This is a genomic window from Spirochaetia bacterium (assembly GCA_022482625.1).
Classification (GTDB): Bacteria; Spirochaetota; Spirochaetia; order Sphaerochaetales; family Sphaerochaetaceae; genus Pleomorphochaeta.
Genome location: JAKVOU010000001.1, coordinates 1,436,802 through 1,459,053, shown reverse-complemented (window position 1 = coordinate 1,459,053; position 22,252 = coordinate 1,436,802). Strand labels below are relative to the sequence as shown.

The 22,252-nt window shown below is 45.4% G+C and carries 20 protein-coding genes and 1 pseudogene; 15 read left to right on the top strand and 6 right to left on the bottom strand.

What is annotated here, in order from left to right:
* Positions 1-88: 88 nt before the first annotated feature.
* Entirely contained in the window at positions 89-1,069 is a 981-nt protein-coding gene (locus LKE40_06660) for a radical SAM protein (protein ID MCH3917129.1), read from the top strand.
* 54 nt (positions 1,070-1,123) lie between these two features.
* On the opposite strand, the gene pyrH is transcribed toward LKE40_06660, so the two are convergent.
* Entirely contained in the window at positions 1,124-1,816 is a 693-nt protein-coding gene (gene pyrH, locus LKE40_06655) for a UMP kinase (protein ID MCH3917128.1), read from the bottom strand.
* A gap of 161 nt (positions 1,817-1,977) precedes the next feature.
* Here pyrH and LKE40_06650 point away from each other — a divergent pair, with 161 nt between their 5' ends.
* On the top strand, positions 1,978-2,385 hold the full coding sequence (locus LKE40_06650) for a single-stranded DNA-binding protein (GenBank protein ID MCH3917127.1): 408 nt from the start codon (positions 1,978-1,980) through the stop codon (positions 2,383-2,385).
* 90 nt (positions 2,386-2,475) lie between these two features.
* Here LKE40_06650 and LKE40_06645 read toward each other — a convergent pair whose 3' ends face one another.
* The gene (locus tag LKE40_06645; protein MCH3917126.1) at positions 2,476-3,462 is read right to left on the bottom strand and encodes a hypothetical protein; all 987 of its coding nucleotides are present in this window, start codon (positions 3,460-3,462) and stop codon (positions 2,476-2,478) included.
* Positions 3,463-3,793: 331 nt separating this feature from the next.
* On the opposite strand from LKE40_06645, the gene LKE40_06640 reads away from it, so the two are divergent.
* From LKE40_06640 to LKE40_06580, 13 genes and pseudogenes are all read left to right on the top strand, one after another.
* Positions 3,794-4,264, top strand: a complete 471-nt coding sequence (locus tag LKE40_06640) for a helix-turn-helix domain-containing protein (GenBank protein ID MCH3917125.1) — start codon at positions 3,794-3,796, stop codon at positions 4,262-4,264.
* 14 nt (positions 4,265-4,278) lie between these two features.
* Complete coding sequence (locus LKE40_06635; GenBank protein ID MCH3917124.1) at positions 4,279-4,944, top strand: IS630 family transposase; 666 nt, start codon at positions 4,279-4,281, stop codon at positions 4,942-4,944.
* A 6-nt stretch (positions 4,945-4,950) separates the two neighbouring features.
* Complete coding sequence (locus tag LKE40_06630) at positions 4,951-6,123, top strand: PD-(D/E)XK nuclease family protein (protein ID MCH3917123.1); 1,173 nt, start codon at positions 4,951-4,953, stop codon at positions 6,121-6,123.
* A 213-nt stretch (positions 6,124-6,336) separates the two neighbouring features.
* A complete protein-coding gene (locus tag LKE40_06625; protein MCH3917122.1) occupies positions 6,337-6,903 on the top strand; it encodes a SocA family protein in 567 nt (188 codons plus the stop codon).
* A 21-nt stretch (positions 6,904-6,924) separates the two neighbouring features.
* Positions 6,925-7,308, top strand: coding sequence for a hypothetical protein (locus LKE40_06620; protein ID MCH3917121.1), 384 nt, complete (start codon positions 6,925-6,927; stop codon positions 7,306-7,308).
* A gap of 179 nt (positions 7,309-7,487) precedes the next feature.
* Positions 7,488-8,861, top strand: coding sequence for an argininosuccinate lyase (argH, locus tag LKE40_06615; GenBank protein MCH3917120.1), 1,374 nt, complete (start codon positions 7,488-7,490; stop codon positions 8,859-8,861).
* Between the two features lie 87 nt (positions 8,862-8,948).
* Entirely contained in the window at positions 8,949-10,256 is a 1,308-nt protein-coding gene (gene prs / locus LKE40_06610; GenBank protein MCH3917119.1) for a ribose-phosphate diphosphokinase, read from the top strand.
* A 189-nt stretch (positions 10,257-10,445) separates the two neighbouring features.
* Positions 10,446-11,645, top strand: coding sequence for a pyridoxal phosphate-dependent aminotransferase (locus tag LKE40_06605; GenBank protein ID MCH3917118.1), 1,200 nt, complete (start codon positions 10,446-10,448; stop codon positions 11,643-11,645).
* Between the two features lie 117 nt (positions 11,646-11,762).
* The gene (locus tag LKE40_06600; GenBank protein ID MCH3917117.1) at positions 11,763-12,935 is read left to right on the top strand and encodes an MFS transporter; all 1,173 of its coding nucleotides are present in this window, start codon (positions 11,763-11,765) and stop codon (positions 12,933-12,935) included.
* A 9-nt stretch (positions 12,936-12,944) separates the two neighbouring features.
* On the top strand, positions 12,945-13,436 hold the full coding sequence (locus LKE40_06595; protein MCH3917116.1) for a pyridoxamine 5'-phosphate oxidase family protein: 492 nt from the start codon (positions 12,945-12,947) through the stop codon (positions 13,434-13,436).
* A gap of 33 nt (positions 13,437-13,469) precedes the next feature.
* Complete coding sequence (locus LKE40_06590; GenBank protein MCH3917115.1) at positions 13,470-16,820, top strand: hypothetical protein; 3,351 nt, start codon at positions 13,470-13,472, stop codon at positions 16,818-16,820.
* 93 nt (positions 16,821-16,913) lie between these two features.
* A pseudogene (locus tag LKE40_06585) lies at positions 16,914-17,381 on the top strand (HAD hydrolase-like protein).
* Between the two features lie 150 nt (positions 17,382-17,531).
* Positions 17,532-17,921, top strand: coding sequence for a RidA family protein (locus LKE40_06580; protein ID MCH3917114.1), 390 nt, complete (start codon positions 17,532-17,534; stop codon positions 17,919-17,921).
* Positions 17,922-17,955: 34 nt separating this feature from the next.
* On the opposite strand, the gene ybaK is transcribed toward LKE40_06580, so the two are convergent.
* From ybaK to LKE40_06560, 4 genes are all read right to left on the bottom strand, one after another.
* Positions 17,956-18,438, bottom strand: a complete 483-nt coding sequence (gene ybaK / locus LKE40_06575; protein MCH3917113.1) for a Cys-tRNA(Pro) deacylase — start codon at positions 18,436-18,438, stop codon at positions 17,956-17,958.
* A 246-nt stretch (positions 18,439-18,684) separates the two neighbouring features.
* The gene (locus LKE40_06570; GenBank protein MCH3917112.1) at positions 18,685-19,647 is read right to left on the bottom strand and encodes an ABC transporter permease; all 963 of its coding nucleotides are present in this window, start codon (positions 19,645-19,647) and stop codon (positions 18,685-18,687) included.
* Complete coding sequence (locus LKE40_06565) at positions 19,644-20,663, bottom strand: ABC transporter permease (protein MCH3917111.1); 1,020 nt, start codon at positions 20,661-20,663, stop codon at positions 19,644-19,646. The genes LKE40_06570 and LKE40_06565 overlap by 4 nt, the downstream gene beginning before the upstream one ends.
* Before the next feature lie 38 nt (positions 20,664-20,701).
* Positions 20,702-22,234, bottom strand: a complete 1,533-nt coding sequence (locus LKE40_06560; protein ID MCH3917110.1) for an ABC transporter ATP-binding protein — start codon at positions 22,232-22,234, stop codon at positions 20,702-20,704.
* Between the last annotated feature and the right edge of the window lie 18 nt (positions 22,235-22,252).

Here is a 22,252-nt window from a genome sequence, read left to right as displayed (position 1 = left end):
CCACCCTTTTGCGTTTTTAGGGAACAGTATGCTTCAATAAAAGGGAAAATATAGTTATCATCTGAGTCAAGGTTATGGAGGATATGGTATGGGATCTGCATATGCGGCATGTATGCTCTGTCCGAATGCATGTGGAGTCAACAGGCTCAAAGGACAAATCGGACGTTGCGGCGAACGTGATGCGATGCGGATAGCCTGGAGTGGCTTGCATAGGGGAGAGGAACCTCCCGTTACTGGTCGCAAGGGCTCCGGTATGATTTTTTTCTGTGGTTGCCCCTTGCATTGTGCATTTTGCCAGAACCATCAGATTTCAGGGGAAACTTCCAGTACTGCCGCTAGTGTCGGCATTGAAATATCCATTGAGGAACTTTCCGATCTGATGCTTGCCTTGCAACGTATGGGGGCCAATAATATTAATTTCGTAACCGGTACCCATTTTATCCCTTCAATCTGTGCCTCATTGGATCTGGCCCGAAAAAAGGGTATGCATCTTCCCATTGTATGGAATACCAGTGGGTATGAGTCGCAGGTCGGCCTGCAACTCATCAATCCTTATGTTGACCTGTATCTGATCGATTTGAAGACGCTCAGCCATACTGTGGCCGCACGTTTCTGCGGCCTTGCCCGGTATGCCGATATCATCAAGGATGTCTTTGGTTTCCTGATGAAAAACTGCAAGCCATACAAGGAAACAGGTCCGTATGATACACCGACAGGACTTTTGGTCAGACATCTTGTCTTCCCTGGCACATTGCGGCAGACTCGCCGTGTGTTGCGCTATTTTGTAGACTCCGGTCTATCGAAAGTTGCAGAGCTTTCTCTTATGGTGCAGTTTGTAGCTCCACGTCCTGATGATCCTGATTTTCCTCCTATGAGTGAAGGAGAATATACGAGTCTGCTTGATATGGCAGACGAGGCAGGTATCGAAGATGGATATATCCAGGAACTTGGTGATGATATCCAATGGATTCCTGATTTCAGGAAAGATGTTCCTTTCCCTGTTTCCTTCTGTGATCCTAATCCTCTTTTTCTTGAATTGAAGCATCAGAGGGTTGATGAGACTGTTTGATTCCTCCGGGTTTCCTTTTGCTAGATGAAGGGCAACAGCCCTTCATCTGCAGGTTCAATCTCCTATGGTTGTTCCTTCAAAGGGCTGTCCTCTGAGAATTGCCAACGTGTTCTTGATATTTCTGCCGTCAGCACAGATGACTTTCATATTTTCTTTCTGGGCCGTCTTACTTGCAATGGGATCGAACGGACAATTTTTGCCAGGAACCCATTCATCTCCGACCATTTTACGGAAATTTTCCCAGCTGATTGAGTCCAATGGCGTTGCATCAGGGTTTTTCCTTGGATCATCAGTATAGACTTTTGCTATGTTCGAAAGATTTACGATCAATTTGCCTCCGAAGCGCTCTGCGAGGAAAACTGCATCCGTATCTGTTGAAAATCCAGGTTTCCACCCTGCTGCTACCAATACTTGTCCTTGAAAGCTGATATGTGCAGTAGGGTCAGTCACCAGGTCGTTGCTGCATAAGTCGCTGAAGATGGCCTGGATCAACATGCCGTTGAGATGTGTGGCCCGTATGCCGATCCAATCCTGGGCATCTGGCTCAGCGTTGCTGGTTATTTCTCTATATGATTCCTGGTAGATTCTTGCAGGTCCACCTCCACCACAGACAAGGATAAGTTTATGGCTGCTATTCTCTCTCAGGTAAGCTCTGAGTGCTGTGTTGAATTCCTTAAGGAATGCTGTATCCGGGGTATTCGGAGCTATGATGGACCCTCCGAGTGACAATACTGTCAGATTACTCATGTCAATTTCTCCTAATTACGACAATTTTAGCAAAGAAAAACCTGATGCACAACGAAAAAATCAACATAAATAGCAAAGAAACCTATTAGTAGGTTATAAAGCAGCAGGAAAATCAAAAAAGTTTTGGTTCTTTTGCCATGCTGCTTTATAAGGAGAAAACCATGTACAATGATTTGAATTCCTGCTTGGTGGAAGGACGCCTGACCCGTGATCCCGAAATGAAAGCTGTCGGTACGGAAAACAAGGTGTGTATCCTGCCGATTGCCATAAACCGTTCTTTCAGAGGAAAAAATGGTGAAGAGATGCGGGAAGCTACCTATGTTGATATTCAGGTATGGAATGGTACCGCCGAAAATTGCCAGCGATATCTTTCAAAGGGAGATGCCATACGGGCTGTGGGAGAACTGAGGCTCGACATATGGCAGACAAAGGATGGCAATACTGCGAGGAAACATTTTATCCGCTGCCAGCATCTTGAGTTTCGGACAAAAGGTACAGGGAAAAAGGAATCGTTACCTGTGGATTCCCTAGCCTGTCCCGAAGGAGGTGAGCCACCAATGGATTTCTGAGGTAAAGGAAAAAGCTTCTTATATACCCCTCCGGTATCATTTGCTTTTGAGGTATCCCGGCTGTATGTCTGGATGCCTCGTTTTATTATATCATTCCGTTTCGTATGTCGCAGTGTTGTTGATATTGCCGAAGGTTTTTCCACCCGTGATGGTAATGTACCAATCATTGCTGCTGTCAGTATCTTGGGGCGCTCCATAGGAATTCCTCTTTCTGTTGATGCTTCGTGTAGCTGTAGAGGTTGAGCTGTCTATGGCGGCTTGGCACAATGGTTCCTGCCATTGCCATGCTCCGAGTTTTGCCAATGTACTGGCCCGTGTAAGTATTTCCGTTGAACCAAATCCTTGGCAGGTGGCTGAACTTTTATTTGAGTACACTACGGCGTCCATGATTGCAGCTCCTATGGAAGGGTCTTCAGCAAGGACAAGCGTACCATTGTTTCCTCCCAAGCCTAAGCCTTTGTCGGATTGGAATGAACCATCATCAATCTTTTTGCCGAAGTTGATTACTACATATTCTCCTACGCAGACATTTCTGTCAGGTAGTATGCAACGATCATCATAGGAAGCGCCGGGACCATCTGAAAGCGTTATCCCTGCAAGGGAACCTGATTTAGTGGCAACCAGTTCTACTCTGTCAGGTGACTTTCCGGTACCTTTTGTCGTAAATTCGTTGATAAGCAGTGAGGCTGGATTTGTATTGGCGCCATAGGTGATGCAAGAGAATCTGGTGGTGTTCCCACTCAGGTCACTGACTGTACCTTCTATGGTTGTTTCCGCACCGGGAGAAATCGGTATCGTCGTATAAATATATAGGAACTGGCCTTGGTAACGATAGTTGGTATGTATGGTTCCGTTGAGTCTGAATTTTGATTCTGTATCTTGTTTCAGTTGCTCATTGAAGCAAAGTCTCAGGCTTGTGGGTGACAGTGCTTGCATATCTTCGAAGACTGGTGGGGTGCTGTCCCTGTAGCTTAACAGGTCATAGGCTTCTGCCACATCTTCTTGGCAACCGCTGCAGGAAACGGTCATAAGCATTGAGGTCAGAACCATGACAGCTACTTTTCTTTTTTTGTCCATACCTTGTTATCAGTATAGATTGCTGTATTGCTTGATTATCATGAAAGCTATGATCTAATTTTAATAATTGTGGCAACTGGCTGATAAAAGCCGAAAAACAGTAAAGAATTTCCTGTGAGGTGTTCTGTTGACGACTTGTTTTGTAACAGAATAAACTATCATTTTAAGAGAAATAAGGAAATGAGAAATGTCTGATGCAATAAATATGGAAAACTTGATATGGGAAAAATTGGTTGAATTAAGTTCTAGTAGTCTGTAACACTTAAATATAGACTTTTAATACTACTTGCAGTATTCTTTGTATTGGAGAACAATGAAGGAGGATACTGCCATGGGATACACAAAGAGAACCATCACATTGACCGAGGAACAAAGAACATACCTGCAGGATTTCATCTCCAGGGGGGTCAGGTCTGTGCAGGCCGTCAAACGTGCAAGGCTTCTGCTGGAATGCGACACTTCCGGAGCCCGGCGGCCGGACACGGAACCGGTGATAGCGGAAAGGGTCGGGGTAAGCCTCCCGACAGTAAAGTCAGTGAAGAAGGCATTCCATGAGCTCGGCAAGGATGTCGAGGCCGTGGTCAACCGCAAGCGGCGGGAGAAAGGGCCGAGGGAGACGAAGATCACCGGCGAGGTGGAGGCCCATCTCATAGCCTTGTGCTGCGGTCCGGTTCCCGAGGGCCATGCCCGATGGACCGTCAGGTTGCTTGCCGAGAAGATGGTGGAACTGGAATATATCGATGAGATATCGTCCATGTCAGTCTCGCGGACATTAAAAAAAACCGATTCAAGCCTCACCTGAAGCAGTGCTGGACCATCCCGGCCAAGCAGAACGGCGATTTCGTGGCGGCCATGGAGGATGTGCTTGACCTCTACGCACAGCCATATGACAGCCGCAGGCCGGTGGTATGTATGGATGAGAAGCCACTGCAGCTGCTGGCACACAAAAGGAAGAGCATCCCGATGGAACAGGGGAAGCCCTTGCGGGAGGATTCTGAATACGTCCGCAAGGGGACCTGCAGCATCTTCATGTTCAACGAACCGCTAGGCAAGTACCGCTATGCCGATGCAAAGGAACGCAGGACAAAGGAAGACTGGGCCCATCAGATCAAGCGGCTCGTCGACGAGGACTATCCGGATGCAGAGGTCATCCGCCTGGTCATGGACAACCTCAACACCCACAAGATCGGGTCTCTGTACGACACCTTCCGTCCGGAAGAGGCCTTCCGCATCGCATCCAGACTGGAGATTCACCATACCCCGAAGCATGGCAGTTGGCTGAACATGGACGAATGCGAATTTTCCGCATTGATCGCCCAATGCATCGAGACAAGAAGATTGCCCGATCTTGCAACGGTTTCCAGGGAGGTGCCAGCCTGGTGCCGGGACAGGAACGCAAGGCAGAAAGGCATCGACTGGCAGTTCAAGACAAGCGATGCCAGAATCAAACTCAAGCGCCTTTATCCTGTAGTCAAGGAATAGTTTTAAGTGTTACAAGCTACTAGTTTTGAACTTTGTAACGGAGGGATTTCATTGCTTTCTCTTACAGGTATGGAGCATTATGAAAATCTTCATAGTGATATTATCCAATCGTTTTTGGAGAAGATTCCCGAGAGCAGGGAAAGTTTTTTATTGCTACTTAATCAAAAATTCAACAATGCATTTGGGAATTACAAAATCATAGAAACAAAACGTGAAGCGTCATTGCAAGGAATGGGTCGGGCTGATCTTGTTTTGTTCTTAAGGAGAAAACCCTCTTATGAGCGGGTTGTTGTCATTGAAAATAAGATTTGGGCATCTGACCAAAAAAATCAATTGAAGCGATATTATGAATATTTTAAAAAACAATATGGCAATGAAAATGTTTTCTTTTGTTATCTGACATTTGAGGGTAGAAATCCTTCAGAATACTCAATTACGAGGGATGAACTTAAGGGGCTTGGTGCTCATTATTCTTCTATTTCCTATAAAAAAGATATTCTTACGTGGTTGGATGACACAAAGAAAAACTTGACTAACGAACTGGTGTCATCTGCCATTGTGCAATATAAACTTGCAATTCAAGGGGTGCTGAAAATGAGTGACAAGTCTGAAGAACTCAAAAAAAACTGGTATGAATCATTTTTGGAATATGATTTGGATAAAATGAAGGTAGTTGAACAAGCTATACACAGCATGAACGAAACTCGTACAAAGCTTAAGTATTTTTGTTCCTTACGACAACAGATGTGCGCATCTTTATCTGAAAAAGAATCTTCCAGAGTGGTCTATGTTTGCAACCAGAAAATTGTGGGTACAGATGATAGGGAATTCCAATCCAAGGTGGTTGAAGAATTGGGTCCATGTATTGGCCTTGTCTTCAATGCTGAAATTCCAGAAAAAGGCAAGCCTTGCTATGGAATAGGAATAGAATGGCAGGGAATGAATGACAAGGAAAGGTCATATTTGGGCGTATTGCTTGGTGGAGATGAATCTATGAATAGAGATAATCCCAAAAAGTTAGTACTGGACGTATCAAAAGAATATATGCCAGATAGTTTTTCATATTTGTGGGGTGAATCCTGGGAGTGGACATCATATGTGGATAGGAGTGATGTGATTACTGTCAGCAAAACTCTTAGGGAGCTTGTTGACAAACAGAATGAGAAGTTCTTTCTATAAACAATTGAGAACTGCCTGCGAGATTTTAGTTTGATATTACTATTCACATCAATAGAGTTACTCATAACTGGTTATATGAATTATTTTTAGTATATGCAAAAACCTCTTGTTGTGTTATATTAGCAAAGGAAGATCATACTATAATAGACGATTCAGTTCATATCGTTCTAAAGTGTCTTGTATGCATGTAAATTTCAGTATGTAGGAGATGGCATGGATATTGAGAAAATTGTTCAAGTAGTTGGCTATGTTCTCAAAAAAAATGATGGAAGATTAAACTACACTAAATTAATAAAGCTTCTCTATCTGGCTGATAAGGAGTCCTATAAGGCAATAAACCATTCTATAACCGGTGATAGATATGTTGCTATGCCCAATGGGCCTGTGTTGAGCAGATTATACGATTTAATCAAGGACCGGGATTCGGATGCGATGTCTCAGTGCTTTTGGAATGGAAGGTTTTCTCGTGACGGATATGACCTGATTCTTTTGTCCGATAAAATACCGGAGGGTAAATTATCACGTTTTGAAAAAAAAGTATTGGATGATATTGAAGCTAAATTTCATAATAATTCATTCCGTGAAATGATTTGTTTTGTCCATAACCCGGAGAATTGCCCTGAGTGGCACAATCCTGGAAATACGTCTAAAATAATTACTGAAGAAAACATCCTTACCTCACTTGGAAGGACACCGCAAGAAATATCAACCATTTTGGAAGAGTCTGCTGTATACAAGAAGGAAGAAGAACTTCTTGATAAATTGTCCAGTGAGATTTAGTTGATGGCCAAATAGAATACAATGGGGAAAAATCAGACTTTTCTAAGCGAGCCAGAAGAAACTCATCATGGTAAGTATCGACACTTACGTGTCGTCATTACAGATGCCGACGAAAACCGAGATTATCTTGTTGTGTCCATAACGACGTGGCATGAAGAACTTCCAGGACAAGATGACAGTTGCATTTTGTCTGCGGGATGCCATCCCTTTATTACGCACAAATCCTGGGTTGATTATTCACGTTCACGAGTAATGAATTATATGGAGATATTCAACGGCATACAGAAGGGTCTTCTTATCAGAAAAGAAGACATGCCTGTTGCTGTTATTGCCCTCATTCAAGAGGGGGCAGAAAAAACAGACTTCTTACCTGAGGAATTTCGTAGATTCTTTGATTATTTCTGACTATGGATGGGAACCACGGGAGGTATATACCTATTGTCCTTGTTTTGTTCTATATTGCAATTTGCCATTTTGCTATGTCAGACCTACCGGTATTGATTTGTTAGTGGAGCGGACTGCTGTATTGCTTGATTTTTCCAAAACAAATAAGATAAGGTCAAAAACCGCAAGGAGTTTCTCATATGGCTAAACTATGGCAGAAGGAATATACGCTGGATACGCTGATGGAAGATTTCACAGTCTCCAATGACTATCTGTTGGATCAGGATCTGGTTATCTGTGATGCTTTGGCTTCAATTGCCCATGCCAGAGGCCTGCACCGGATCGGTATTCTTGATGAGAAGGAACTTGCTGATTTGGAAAAAGGGCTTACGGAAGTCATCAAGTTGCGTCTTGAAGGAAAGTTTACCATTACAAAGCAGGATGAAGACTGCCATACTGCCATAGAAGGATACCTTACACGTACAGTCGGAGAAGCAGGAAAGAAAATTCATACAGGGCGGAGCCGCAATGACCAGGTCCAGACTGCGCTGCGCCTGTGGATGCGGGAATTTACTGTCAGACTCTGTCATCACACAGCTCTTTTTGCTGAAGCTTTGCTTGAGTTTGCAAAAAAGTATGAACATGTGCCGATGCCTGGTCGTACCCATATGCAGATTGCAATGCCATCATCTGTCGGTTTATGGGCAACCTCTTTTGCAGAAGAACTTTATGATGAAGCCCAACGTCTGATGCAGTTTTCATGGACGCTTGACCAGAGTCCGCTGGGATCTGCAGCATCCTATGGTGTCCCTCTTCCTCTTGACCGTCACTTTACGGCAACAGAAATGGGATTCTCAAGGGTACAGAACAATGTACTGTATGCCAATAACAGCAGAGGAAAGTTTGAAGCCATGCTTCTTGACCTGTGTGATTATATTGGCTTGACTTGCAGCAAGCTTGCCCAGGACCTCATACTCTTTACGTTGCCTGAATTCGGTTACTTTGCTTTGCCTAAGCAGTTGTGTACCGGCAGTTCCATAATGCCACAGAAGAAAAATCCTGATGGATTGGAGCTTGCAAGAAGTCGCAGCAGCGTGATTACGTCCTGTGCTTTCAGGGTAAAATCAATAATAAGGAGCCTTCCTTCAGGCTACAACAGGGATTTCCAGGATACGAAGCAACCGTTGCTGGAAGGATGCAAGGCAACTTGGAATCTGGTTGCAATCATGCAGGAAATGGTGGCAGGAATTGAGGTACATGAAGACAAATTGGTTGCTGGATGCAGCAAAGAACTTTATGCCACTGACGAAGTGTTCAAAAAAGTACTGAAGGGTGAGAATTTCCGGGATACTTACAGGTATGTGGGGATGCACCTTGATGAACTGTCTGCTTATGATCCTTACCAGGCAATCAAGGAACGGACCAGTGAAGGCACTACAGGTAACCTCGGTCTTGATGAAGACAAGCTGTTTGTTTCGCTATTGGCAGAGGGTTGCGACAAGGTCCTTGGCCAGTATTCGCAAGCCTATAAAAATCTCTGTGGCTTGGATGATATAGCAGCAGTGCTTGTCTGAGATTATAGGCAAAAATGGTGCTATTTTATGCATTTTTGCTCGAATTTTGGATTGCATGAAGCAATCTTTTGCAGTATGGTGTAGGCTATGAGCATTATCAAACCACATAAACTTGGGGTAATTGCTGGCCCTGGTAGTGAATATTTTACAAGCAAAGTAGTAAAGCATTTGAGGATACTATATCGGGAACGATATGAGAAGCTTTCTGCTGCCTTGGCCAAACGTCATGATATGACTGAAGAACAGATTCTTCAGATGGTCACATTGGTAGATGATATGAATAGCAAGACCATCCCTCAGCGAAAATGTCCGAAAGAATTCCATTGCCCTGATTTTACCATCAAGGCTAAGTATACCAGATTTGCGAATGGGGAAGAAAAAGCAGAAATCCTTGATCCCGTGAGGGGGTTGAGGATCTTTTTCATCTATGATATGTCGAATATGGAGCCGATAAAGGTTGCTGGTCCTTCAGATCCCATACATCTTTCTGTAAATGACCATCTGATGTTTTTGCTGACCACTATTGATGCTCTGCAATTGGCGGGTGCTGAATCCGTTACCTTGGTACTTCCTACATTCCCCTATGCCCGTCAGCATAAGAAAACCAGCAGGGAGGCTCTTACTGCCAGTCTGTTCTGCCATATCTGTGAAATGATGAAAGTCGAAAGAGTCATTACCTTGGATATCCATAGCAGAGAGATAGAAAACAGTTTCTTGACTACACACTTGGAGAATCTACATGGTTCTTATCAGACTTTGATTGCCCTGAGCAGGATCATTGACCTGTCTGATCCTGATCTTGTTGTCGTTGCACCGGATACCGGAGCGATCTCAAGGAACAAGTTCTATGCACAGGCGCTCCATAGACCGCTTGCCATGCTCTACAAGGAACGTGATTATTCCATCGTTTCTACTGATGCAAAGCATACGAATATAAAGAGCATAGTCCTTCTTGGCGATGTAAAAGGAAAGACCGTGCTGATGGCTGATGATATGATTGCAACCGGCGGTACTATGATTACTGCAATGCGGGAATTGACGAAACTCGGGGCAAGACGTGTCATCTGTATGGTTTCCCTGCCTTTCTTCAATGGTGGCGGTGTAGAGAATTTCGATGCTGCATACAAGGAAGGTGTGTTCTACCGTATCATCGGTACCAATGCAGTGGCGCATGGACATGACTTACTTGACAAGCCGTGGTACATCCAAGCTGATATCACAGAACTGTTTGCACGGACGATTTCCCGGTTACACCATGGGAGACCTATCAGCCCGTTACTTGATAACAGAAAATTTATACAAAGGCTCATAGATACGCAGCAGGCTGCTACTGCAGCCGCTGCTGCCAATGCTCAGGCGCAGCCAAGCGCTATGAGCCCGGACCACACCAAATAGGAGTGGATCCGGGGTCTGGCTTTCTAGTATCTTCTTCCCACCGGGAGGAGGATTCTTGTTTGAGCTCCTGGCCGTTATGATGCATGCAATTTGAAAAGGCCCTGCAGCTGCAGAGTCTTTTTTTGCATCATGACAATAAAATCATCTGAAACAAAATATTCCCACAGGTTTGGGAAGGAGGAAATAATCATGGATATGTCCCATCGGATATCAGCTTTCAATTGTTCGCCTATAAGGAGACTCTCTCCTCTTGCAAGGAAGGCTGAAGCATCGGGAATCAAAGTTCATTATCTCAATATCGGTCAGCCTGACATAAAGACACCTGCCCAAGTTATTACTGCCGTTGATAATTACAGCAAGGAGTTGATTCCTTATGGCCCTAGCGAAGGGCTTCCTGAACTTAGGAAAGGACTGACGCGTTACTACAAGACAATAGGTGTCGATGTCAACGAAGATGATATTCTTATCACGACTGGAGGCTCTGAAGCAATCCAATTTGCTTTCATGACCTTATGCGACCCATACGATGAGGTTATCATCCCGGAACCTTATTACACCAATGTCACGTCATTTGCAAAGATAGCAATGGTAAATCTGGTCCCGGTTACTTCCCGGATGGAAGATTGCTTTTCTTTGCCGCCGATTGAGGAATTCGAGAAAAGAATTACAAGGAAGACCGGTGCCATCCTGTTATGCAGTCCTAATAATCCGACCGGACATATCTATACGGCAGAAGAAATACGGCAACTTCTTGAATTGGTAAAGAAACATGATATCTTTCTTATTGTCGATGAAGTCTACAGGGAGTTCTGCTATGAGGGTATATTCACCAGTGTCTTGTCCTTCGATGAATATGCAGACAGGGTAATCTGTGTCGATTCTTTTTCAAAGCGCTATAGCATGTGCGGTGCAAGGGTAGGCGCCTTGGTCTGCCGGAACCATGAGGTCCTGGACAATGCATTGAAACTTGCCCAAGCCAGGCTTTGCCCGCCTGATATCGAACAGGTTGCTGCGCTTGCTGCTTTGGATACCGATGTTTCCTATGTGCTCGAGGTCAAGGAAGAATACAGGCGTCGGAGGGATTTTCTCTATGATGGGTTGTCCAAGATTGATGGAGTCCGCTGTTCCAAGCCGAAAGGGGCATTCTACATGGTTGTACAGTTCCCTGTCGATAATGCGGAATCCTTTGCTACATTTCTGTTGTCCCAGTTCAACTGGCAAGGAAATACGGTTATGATTGCTCCTGCCGAAGATTTCTATGTTACTGCAGGCATAGGCAGGACCCAAGCCAGATTGGCCTATGTACGCAGTACGGAGGAGTTGGCTTGTGCCATCAAATGTCTTGAAGAAGGTCTCAAGGTATATCGCCGGGATATAATGGGAGTCTGAGGAACTTTTCTTCACTTGTTGCCATTATGATTATGCAGCTGCTTTCGGGTAGCTGTTTTTTTATCCTTTTTTCCCTTTTGGCTTGTGACTTCCCCAAGCTTTACATACAATGGTTTTATGATACAGTTCTATCTTACCTACTTCATCGTACAGGCAACTTTTGCTGTAATCACTCCATTTTTGCCCGTTGTCCTTGCTAACTTGGGATTTTCCGTTTCTCAGGTCGGATTAGGGATGGGGTGCTTTGAAGCTGTGGGAATCGTAGGCCCGTTGGCAGTTGGCCTGCTGGCAGAGAGGACCGGGCGATTCCGTTCCTTCGATGCTCTTTCGCTGTTTTTTTCTGCTTTGCTGTTCGGCGGCTTTGTCCTTAAGCTGCCTGGCTGGCTCTATTTTCTGATCCTTGGATCTCTTGGGTTCTGTTTCCGTGCAAATGCTCCCTTGCTTGACAGTATTTCCATGGATGCCGTCCAGGGTGACAGCCAAAAGTATACAGGAATCAGGTCAGCAGGTACCATGGGATTTGTCATCCTTTCTGTTGCAATGTCTGTGGCAGGGATTCCCGCGCCTTCTGACAACAAGGCAATTGCCATCACATTTGGTCTTGTCTGTTGCCTCGGTGTGTTGGCTATCATCCTGTTGCCGGTACGGTATGACCATCTGAAGAGCTGTGAGAAAATCGGAAAGGACAGAAATACCGGCAAATGGTATGACAATGCTTTTGTCCTTATGCTTCTGCTCATTGCAATGAGTCGTTTTTCCCTTTCTGCCGTATATAGTTTCCTTTCTCTGTATGCACTTGATGTCGCCCATGTTCCCGATATTACTATTCTCAATGCCGTAGCTGCCGGCTGTGAGTTCTTTGTTATGTTGCTTGCAGGCTGGCTGATGAAGAAAAGGAAGCTGAGTGCTTATTTTTTTCTGATGGTCGGAAGTGCTGCAATGGCGTTGAGACTTTGTCTATATGTCTGGTTCCCGACGAAGACAGGATTGATACTTTCACAGACGTTGCATGCTTTCTGCTATGGTGCTTTCCATCCCGCTGCGTTGAATTATATTGCTTCGCATGTAAGGAAGGACAGGCTTGGAGCCGGGATCAGCCTTTATTTTTCTCTTGCCAGTGGCTTGCCTTCTGTCGTCGGCTCAATGGTAGGGGGACATATGGTCGACGCATTTGGCTATGCGAGGATGTTCTATACCTACGCAGCAGTGAGCCTGGCTGCCGTCATAATTGGCTTGATCTTTGGAAAGTTCTTACGGAGTCAAGATAAAATTGCCTTTGATGTAATTTAGGAGTATGATATGAGAGAGTTGAGGCGGCAGGATAGATGCATGCCTGTTTCAGAAGCATGGAAGTTGTTGGAACAATGCAAATGGGCTGATGTTGCATTCAATGCAGGACCTGATGGTTTCCCTTATTGTGTTTCCATATCGCCTGTAGTGCTGGATGGATGTGTATATTTCCATTGTGCTTCAGAAGGATACAAATTGGAATTGCTGGAACGTGATGACAAGGTCTGTATCCATGCAGTCGGAAGAGCTTTTGTAAGCGGGAGTGGCTTTTCACTGATGTACGAATCCGTAGTTGCCCAAGGCCAGGCTTATGTAATTGGAAACGAAGCATTGAAGCGTGAAGTATTACGGAAAACCTGCAGCAAATATGCACCACAGCAGCCGCCTGTTGCAGTTGATGCATACATGGACAGGTTCTTTTCTTCTGTAACTGTGGTTGGTATCACAATTGTGTCCATCAGCGGCAAACGAACAATACCAAGCAAATCATCAGATGCATGAGAGCCTGTTATTTTACTGGGAAATGAGGTAGACATGAGAAACAATGAATCATGGAATCTAGATGAAATTCATATTTCATCCGAGAAAATACGGAAGAATATACTACAGGCTGAATCCTTGATGCAGAATGACGTGCACAGGCTTGCCATGCTTGTCATGAAATATAATCCACTGGCATACATCAGGACCGCCTGTTGGAATATGGAGCAGGTTGAACGTACATCAAAAGCATCGGAAATTTTCCTACGGACAAAATCGTATGCTTTCACACGCTTCTTGATAAAACTGTTGGTGTCCAGGGAATTTGCCCCTGCCGGAGGCTTCTCTGAAGAAATCGCCATAAAGGATGCGGATTGGAAGAAAAGCCTGAAATATTTTTCAGCCTTGGAAAGCCATACTACACGTTATGTCGACAACAGGGTCCTTTCCCTTCAATTGCCATCTGACCAAGCCCGTATGTTGCAGGAATACTGTGGGGGGTACTGCCTGCCATGCCCGGTCGATGTCACTCTTCTGGAAGCCCGGAAAAAAGAATTGCGGGACAGGCTACAACCTTTTGCATCCATGGTAAACAAAGTCTTTGATGCTCCGCTTGAGGATCTGATAGAAGAGCTTGGTAAATTGGCTTTGCAGGGATATGAAGGTATTGCTCGTTTTTCTGAAGAGTTCAAGGCATATCAGGAGGATCTTGTTCCTATGCTTCCTGCGGCCAGGGCTACCCATCCCGGAATGGAAGATCCAGAATTGATCAAGCTGATAATCAGGGAAAAAGGTTGGCAGGAACGTGACCGTAGTATTGTGGAAAAACGGGATGGTCTGGGTCTTTTTATGGTCAAGGACTATTGTTCTCTTTCGGACCATGACTGCCGGTTGCTTTCCCTCCTTGCTGGTTCAGCAGGTGAGAAGGACCTGGCATTCTTGACTGCAGATGCCGGCTTGGATGAAACGTTGTTCATCAATTTCGGAGGTGTCTTTTTTTCTTTTGAAGGCAAGTTTATCTTTGATCGGGCATGGGATGCCATCAAGCACGCTGTCTTGACTTCCTATCCGGAATATATGAAGCAATGGGCAGAAACCGAAATATCCAGAAAACGGTTGTTGCCTTTTTCTATCCTTGCTGGTGTTTTGGGCGGTCTTGATTATTCCTTCAACCAGCAATGTGGTGATTCATATTTTGATGTGGTCTTTGAACGGGGAGAAAGAAGAGTCAATGTCTGTATCTCTTCATGCCATGTTTCTGCCATGCCCTTGAATCCATTTGATGATCTTGCAAAAACTGCCGAAATACTGGAACAGCAGACATCATGCAGGCAACTTGCCGGTCAGGCACCTGGCCCTCTTGTCTTGGTAGATGATACCGCTGATATCTGCTATCCTTTGGGACTTGATACAGATAGAATTTTGACAATTTCGCTTCTGCAACTCTGTACCTTTGTAAATGACTGGGATAAGATTCGACAGTTCAAAGATACGTTGGGATTACCTCAGCTGGAGGTCAAAGCGCATGCATCCGGAGCCTCTATGAAGCAGCAGGACGAATCGGAATGCACAGAGACACAGGAAGTCGTAGCATCTGCGGAAGCAGAGGATACTGAGACGGAAGCTATGAAACCTCAGGATGTTTCAGAATCAGGGAAAAACCAGCATGACGAACAGAAATCCACAGAACTGCAGGAGGGTATGAAGTCCATGCAAGAGTCTGATGATGAACTGCAGCCGATGGAAGTCAAGCAGAAGAAAACTGACTTTACGGAACCACAGGATGCTACAGAAAAGGATGATCGGCCGAAAAAGACGGTTTCAGGTTTTTCCTTTGCCACTGTATTGCAGAATGTCGCAGGAGGAAAGGATCCCCTTGCTGGGGAAGTTTCGGATGCTATCCCGGAAGAAACTGTTGGAACTGTTGCTGCTGACGACGTTGTTGCTATTCCTGATGTCTTAGAAGACAAAACTCGGGTTAGGACAATGGATGGAGATGGACAGGATTTGTTTGCTGGTCTTGCTGCAGAAGAAGCTGGTTCTGATGAAAAGCCAAGTGCTGATGCAGATGTCAAGACAAAGGAAAAAGAAGCAACGGAATCGACGAAGAAAACACCTTTTAGTTTTGCAACATTGCTGCAGAATGTCGCTGAGGGCAAAAGTGAGTTTACAGCCCCAAAAGAGGAGTCAGGCAACAAGGCAGATGCCTATGCAGATGTTGATGACGAGGAGATTCTCGACGGAGAAGAATCTGATGATGATTTACCCAAGGAAGCCGGATATTCTTTTGCAAAGGCATTCGGCAAACAGCCGGTTGGTGCCCAACCGGTTGACGAATCGTCTGATGCATCCGATGATGATCAGGATGACACCGATGACTTGGAAAAAGATTTGGAAGATTACAAGCGGGCTGAAGATGAACCGGATGAGGATTTTCTTCCTGGAAATACCCATATGGATTCCGCCGAAGCCGATGATTCCCGATTCCCGGAGGATATTGCCGGCAATGATGATGGACTTGATGAAGAACTTCTCTTGAATAAGGATTATGAACAGGTTGATGAAGCAGAGGAACATGAACAGGAACCTGAGATGCCTTTTTCCGAGGAACTTGTACAATTGACATTGGCTGATGAGGATATGGAAGCTGATGATGCCGGGGATGTTGCAGGCAGCATCGAAGATTCCGATACTAAGAAACTTGATCCATATATTGCTAATAAAGCAAAGGATGATGAAGAGACTGATGAAATCGACCCATTGGAAAAGGAGTTGAATGCAACATTTGATGCGGATCTTGAATCCGATGACAATGAAGAGACTATGAGTGAGTCCAGTGAAGATGATGGAAATGCAGGTGATGATCCTTATAGTGAACTGGATGCTGTAATTCCTGAACCTGGTTCCGGAATACTTCTGGAAAAGAGGACAGAAAAACAAGATATGAATACTCCAAAATCAAAATGGCCTGATAAGATTGCTGAAATTTTCAGCAAGCTCGAAAAGGCTGAAACAAGTAAATTCTATGGTATTTGCGATGCAGCTGATGCGGTTTTCCTAGCAGAAATGGCACGGGTTCTTGAACAAGTCCGTCTTGCCCAATTGGCAGATGGAAAAGACAAGATGTTTACCGTGCCGGACTCTGATCTGACAATTGTCCTGACAACGGGGCAGGATGATTTGCTTCGCAATTGGGATAGGAAAAACAATGTAGGCGCAGTGATGTACTCACATGGATGTGAAGAATGGACAGCGTTGACCTTGAAATATGGACGGAGCGGCAAGCTTGTGAGGGCAGTTGAATTGGGAATCTCGAAAGATGATTTCCAGCCTATTGACTGGAAATTTGTTGTCTCGACGGTCGAACGGTTCCAAGAACGAAAACATACCGATGAAGATGACTAGAACAGGGAGGGATTTCCCTTTCAGGAAGCAAAGGAACTATGAAGCATGAAGAAAGACTATGATTTGATTGTCTTTGACCTCGACGGGACGCTGATGGATACATCTCCAGGAATATTTGCCACTGCAAATGCCACGAGAAAGGAAATGGGACTTCCTGAAGAACATGAGTTCGCACAGTTGAAAAAGTTTGTCGGGCCTCCGTTGAAGGATTGTTTCCGGCTTACCTATGGCATGGAAGATGACAGTGAGCTTGAACGTGCGGTTTCTATCTATCGGACAATCTATGGAGAGGATGGAAAATTTCGGGCCAAGATGTATCCGGGTATCAAAGAACTTCTGAAAACCTTGGTTGCAAGAGGTTATACCTGTGCCGTAGGGACGATGAAATATGAACCGGTAGCAAGGGAGATGATGCAATATTTTGGTCTTGCACCGTATTTTTCAGCTATGAGAGGTTCTGATGCCGATGGAAAACTCAATAAGGCAATGGTAATTGATAAAGTCTGCAGGGAGCTTGGTATTCCAAACAGGCGTACCGTGCTGGTTGGCGACACCCTTCACGATTTTGCCGGTGCAATGGGTGCAGGGGTAGATTTCATTGCTGTAAGGTATGGTTTCGGCTTTGATGAAAAGTCTACGCTTTCGCGGGGAATCAAGGCATTGCTGGATAAGCCTCTTGATTTGTTGGAAATTTTGGATAACGGAGATAGTATGGAAAAAAATGAAAAGATGGTTGTCGTAACGGAAAAGGCGCCTTCGGCGATCGGCCCTTATAGCCAAGCGGTGTCAGCAGGACCTTTTGTCATGACTTCAGGTCAGATTCCTTTGCATCCGGAAACGGGAAAAATGGCGACAGGAATCGAAGAGCAGACAACACAAGCGCTTCATAATCTGCAGGCTGTATTGGAAGCTGCTGGCTCAAATCTGTCGAAAGTGGTGAAAACTACGGTGTTTTTAGCTGATATGGATGATTTTGCCGCAATGAACGGGGTCTATGCCCAATTCTTTGGGGAAGGAATCCTTCCTGCCAGATCTGCGGTACAGGTAGCAAAATTGCCTAAGGCTGCTTTGGTTGAAATAGAGGCCATCGCTCTTAGGTAATCATCTTTTGTTTATAGAAGCAAAACATGGTCCGTCAGATTGTGAAGTCGGCGTAACGGGCCTCTGCTGCTTCCAGGAGGTCATCGGGCTTGACTTTAAGCTGGATGCCGCGTTGACCTCCGCTGACAAAGATATAGTCTTCCAGCTGTGCAACTTCCTCGATGAATGTCATGAACTGCTTTTTCATGCCAAGGGGGGAACAGCCTCCACGGACATATCCTGTGACTTTCTGCAAATCCTCCAGTCTGATGAGATCCATGGTCTTGCTTCCTGTAAGTTGCCTGGCTTTTTTCATGCTTATGGTAAACTGTGCCGGCAGACAGAAGACAAAGACATTTTTCTCATTGTCTACCATGACAATGGTCTTGAATACGCGTTGGGGATCAAGTCCGGCACTCTCGCTGGCATGGATTGCATCCAGATGTTCCAGGTCAAACTCATAGGTAAATACTTCATAAGGTAGTCCTTTTGTTTCAAGGATTCTCATTGCATTTGTTTTTTTCAGTTTCGCTGCCATACGGTCTATCTTAAGATCAGAAGAAATTTCCGTCAATCCGATGAAAATCTATCGTTTTTGCTTCGATATGGCAGGTGAAGGATAACTCATCAGCCGGGGCAGAAGCAGTTGCTGCTTCTGCAGTAAAAAAGAGACAGATCATCGTGATGAGATTGATGATCTGTCTCTATGTTTTGTTTGCAAGACAAAGAGACAATTGCATCTATCTTTGCCTGTCAACAATTATAGCATTTCTGTTATTTTTCATCAATTGCAAAGGATGTGCCCAATGCAGAAGGTGCAGCAAAGCTGTTGCCTTGCTTCTGACTGCTGATGGTCATGACAATGAGGACCAGCAGTGTGATGAAATAAGGAGTGATACCCAATAACTGCGCCGGTATGACCAATTTGAAGCCCTGCGGCCTGAATGGCAAATTGCAAGCTTGTGATGCCGCCGAACACCAGTGTTCCTATTGCTACTCTTCCGGGGTTCCATCCTGAGAAAATTACCAAGGCTATGGCAATCCATCCCATTCCTCCTGTCATGTTGTCGTTCCAACTTGGTGTGAACGAAAGGGAGAGACATGCCCCGCCCAAGCCAGCCATTGCACCTCCGATCAAAGTATAGAGGTAGCGGACTTTTGTTACGCTTATCCCCATGGCTGCTGCTGTCATCGGATTTTCCCCGACAGCACGGATGGTAAGCCCATATCTGGTCTTATACATCAGGTACCAGGCCAAAGGAAGCAACAGATACATGATATAGGTCAGAATTGATACATTGAAGAAAGCACCGAGTATCGGTACTTTGCTCAAGCCTGGGATGGCAAGGTTGTCAAAGGTTGCCTTTAGGGACATGCCGACCAAGTTCAGGTCATTCGACACAGGACCGAGTCTTTTTCCCAAGAAATTAGCCAATCCAGAACCAAACATGGTAATTGCAAGTCCTGTGACTACTTGGTTTGCTCTTAGCGTGATTGAGAGAAACGAATGGATTGCAGCAAGCAATACTCCGGCCGCCATAGCCATGAGCAGGCCAAGCAGGAGACTACCGGTGTGATATGCCGTGGCGAAACCACAAAGGGCTCCGAACAGCATCGTCCCTTCAAGTCCAAGGTTCAATATGCCGCTCTTTTCAGTAAAGACTTCTCCCAAGGTCGTGTAGGTGAGACTTGTTCCCATTGCCAGTGTCGCAGCAAGCAGATTCTGGATAAATATCAATGTGTTCATGCCTTTTCCTCCTTGGTATCAATCTTCTTGAGCCTGTAATCAATGAAAATGTTTCCGGCTAGCAACGGGATAAGGATAAGTCCTTCCAGGACATTGCCCATTGCGGCAGGCAGATGCAATGAAATCTGCAAAGCATCGGCTCCTGTTTCCAATGCTGCCAGCAACATTGCTACGAGGATGGAAATGAAAGGATTGAGTCCGCTCATCCATGCAACGATGATACCGGTAAAGCCGTAACCGCTGTCAACGCCCTTTGTCAGGCAATGTGTGACCCCTGCAGTATCGATACCGCCTGCCAACCCGGCTATTGCACCTGAAACAAGCATCGCAAGGATGATATTCCTTTTGATTGCTACGCCTTGGCATCTGGCTGCGGTCGGGTTCTTGCCTATCATATTGAGTTCGAATCCCCATTTTGTCTTGTAGAGTACAAAATAGAGAACAACTACGAGAACCAAGGCAATGATGATACCCGCATGGACCCTGCCCCAGATTCCCTTGAGCCAAGCAGCTTCAGGAAACTTGATGGTTCCCATATTGCCTTTCGGGGCCTTCCATGCGTTTATATAGAGATACTCTGCAATGCCGATTGCTATATAGTTCATCATAAGGGTCGTTATGGTTTCATCGACCTTCCAGTTTGCCTTGAGTGCACCGGGAATACCTCCCCAGATACTTCCGAAAACGATGGACATGGCCAAACCGACAGGTAACATCAGCGTGGGGGGTAAGTTCCAGAACTGGATTACCCATGTGATACCGATGACACCCATGACATACTGGCCTTCGGCACCGATGTTCCAGAATTTCAATCTGAATGCAATACCGACTGCCAATCCGCACATAAGCAAGGGAAGGGCCTTTACAATCGTATACTGAAGTTTTGTCCGTGAGCCGAAGGCACCGTGAATGAGTGCCCTATATGTCTCAAGCGGCGGCGCCTTGGAAAGTGCAAGTACTATTGCACCTAGTACGAATGATACGAGTAAGGAGAAAAGTGGGACGAGTAGTTCCATTTTCCGGGACCGCACATTGCGTTTTTCAATGACGAATCTCACTTTTCTTCTCCTTTGGTTTTTACACCTGCCATCAGAAGGCCAAGGCGTTCAGTAGAGGCGTCTGCTACATCAAGGATATCCATGATTTTCCCTTCGAACATGACGGCAATTTTGTCGCAGACCTGTTGCAGTTCGTCAAGTTCTTCGCTTACGAACAGGACTGCACATCCTTTGTCGCGCTGTGCTATGATATTTTCCCTTACGGATTCGGTGGCCCCTACATCCAGTCCCCTTGAGGGATATACTGCAATGAGAATGCCTCTGCAGGAATCAATCTCGCGTGCTAGGATTGTCTTCTGTATGTTGCCTCCGCTGAGGAACTTGACTTCCGTAGCCTGAGAAGGAGTCTTGATTGTAAAAGTCTCAATCAGACGATCAGCAAAACGTCTGAGCAAAGCTTTCTGGACGACATTGTGTTGGGTAAGCTCCGGGGTACGATATTTTTTCATCGCCAGGTTTTCTCCGACACTCATGTCTCCTACTACACCCATGTGACCTCTGTCTGCGGGGATATGGCTTACTCCTGTCTTGATTACCTGAAGAGGAGTCTTGTTTGTCATGTCCTTGCCATTCAGCGTAATTGTACCGCTTGTGACTTTCATCAATCCTGTGATGACTTGTGAGAGAGCTTGCTGTCCGTTCCCTGCTACACCTGCAATGCCGAAGATTTCTCCGCCTCTTATCTCAAAGGAGATGTCGTTGAGCAAAGGACGGGGATCACCTTCATGGTTGACGGTGACATGGCTCAGGTTTACTTTCACTTCACAGGGATTGTACGGGCCCTTGTCCAATGAGAACAGGACATTCCGACCTACCATCAACTTTGCTATGTCTTCTGGTTTCTCTATGCTTGAAGTCGGTTTTGTACCGACACATTTGCCTTTGCGCAGGACCATTACTGTATCAGAAAATTCCTTGACCTCCGCCATCTTGTGGGTAATGAAGATAGCACTTTTGCCTTCACTGAGCATTTTCTTGATGATCATGTTCAGTTCCTTGGATTCCTGTGGGGTCAAAACAGCCGTCGGTTCGTCAAGGATCAGTATATTTGCTCCTCTATAGAGCAATTTAAGTATTTCCACCCTTTGCTGCTCACCTACTGTAAGTGAGCTTATTTTTCTGCGTGGTTCGACATGCAGATCATATTTTTTGCTGAGCTGTGTCAATTCAGAGCAGATTCTTTCAAAGTCCGGTACGACAGGCAGGTCTCTCAGACCAAGCACTATGTTCTCCGCAACCGTGAGGTTGTCTACCAGCATGAATTCCTGATGTACCATACCGATGCCGAGTTTCATTGAGTCATTTGGATTTTCGATGCGTGCAAGTTTGCCGTTGACCAGTATTTTTCCTTCATCAGGTCTGTAGAGACCGACGAGCATGTTCATCAAGGTGCTTTTTCCAGCTCCGTTTTCCCCTAGGAGAGCAAGTACTTCTCCTTTATGAAGCGTAAGGTTGACATCTTCGTTTGCGACGACGCCAGGGAAACGTTTGGTAATGTGCTGCATCTCGACGACAGGTATATTTTCCATAACTGTTCCTGTTTGATG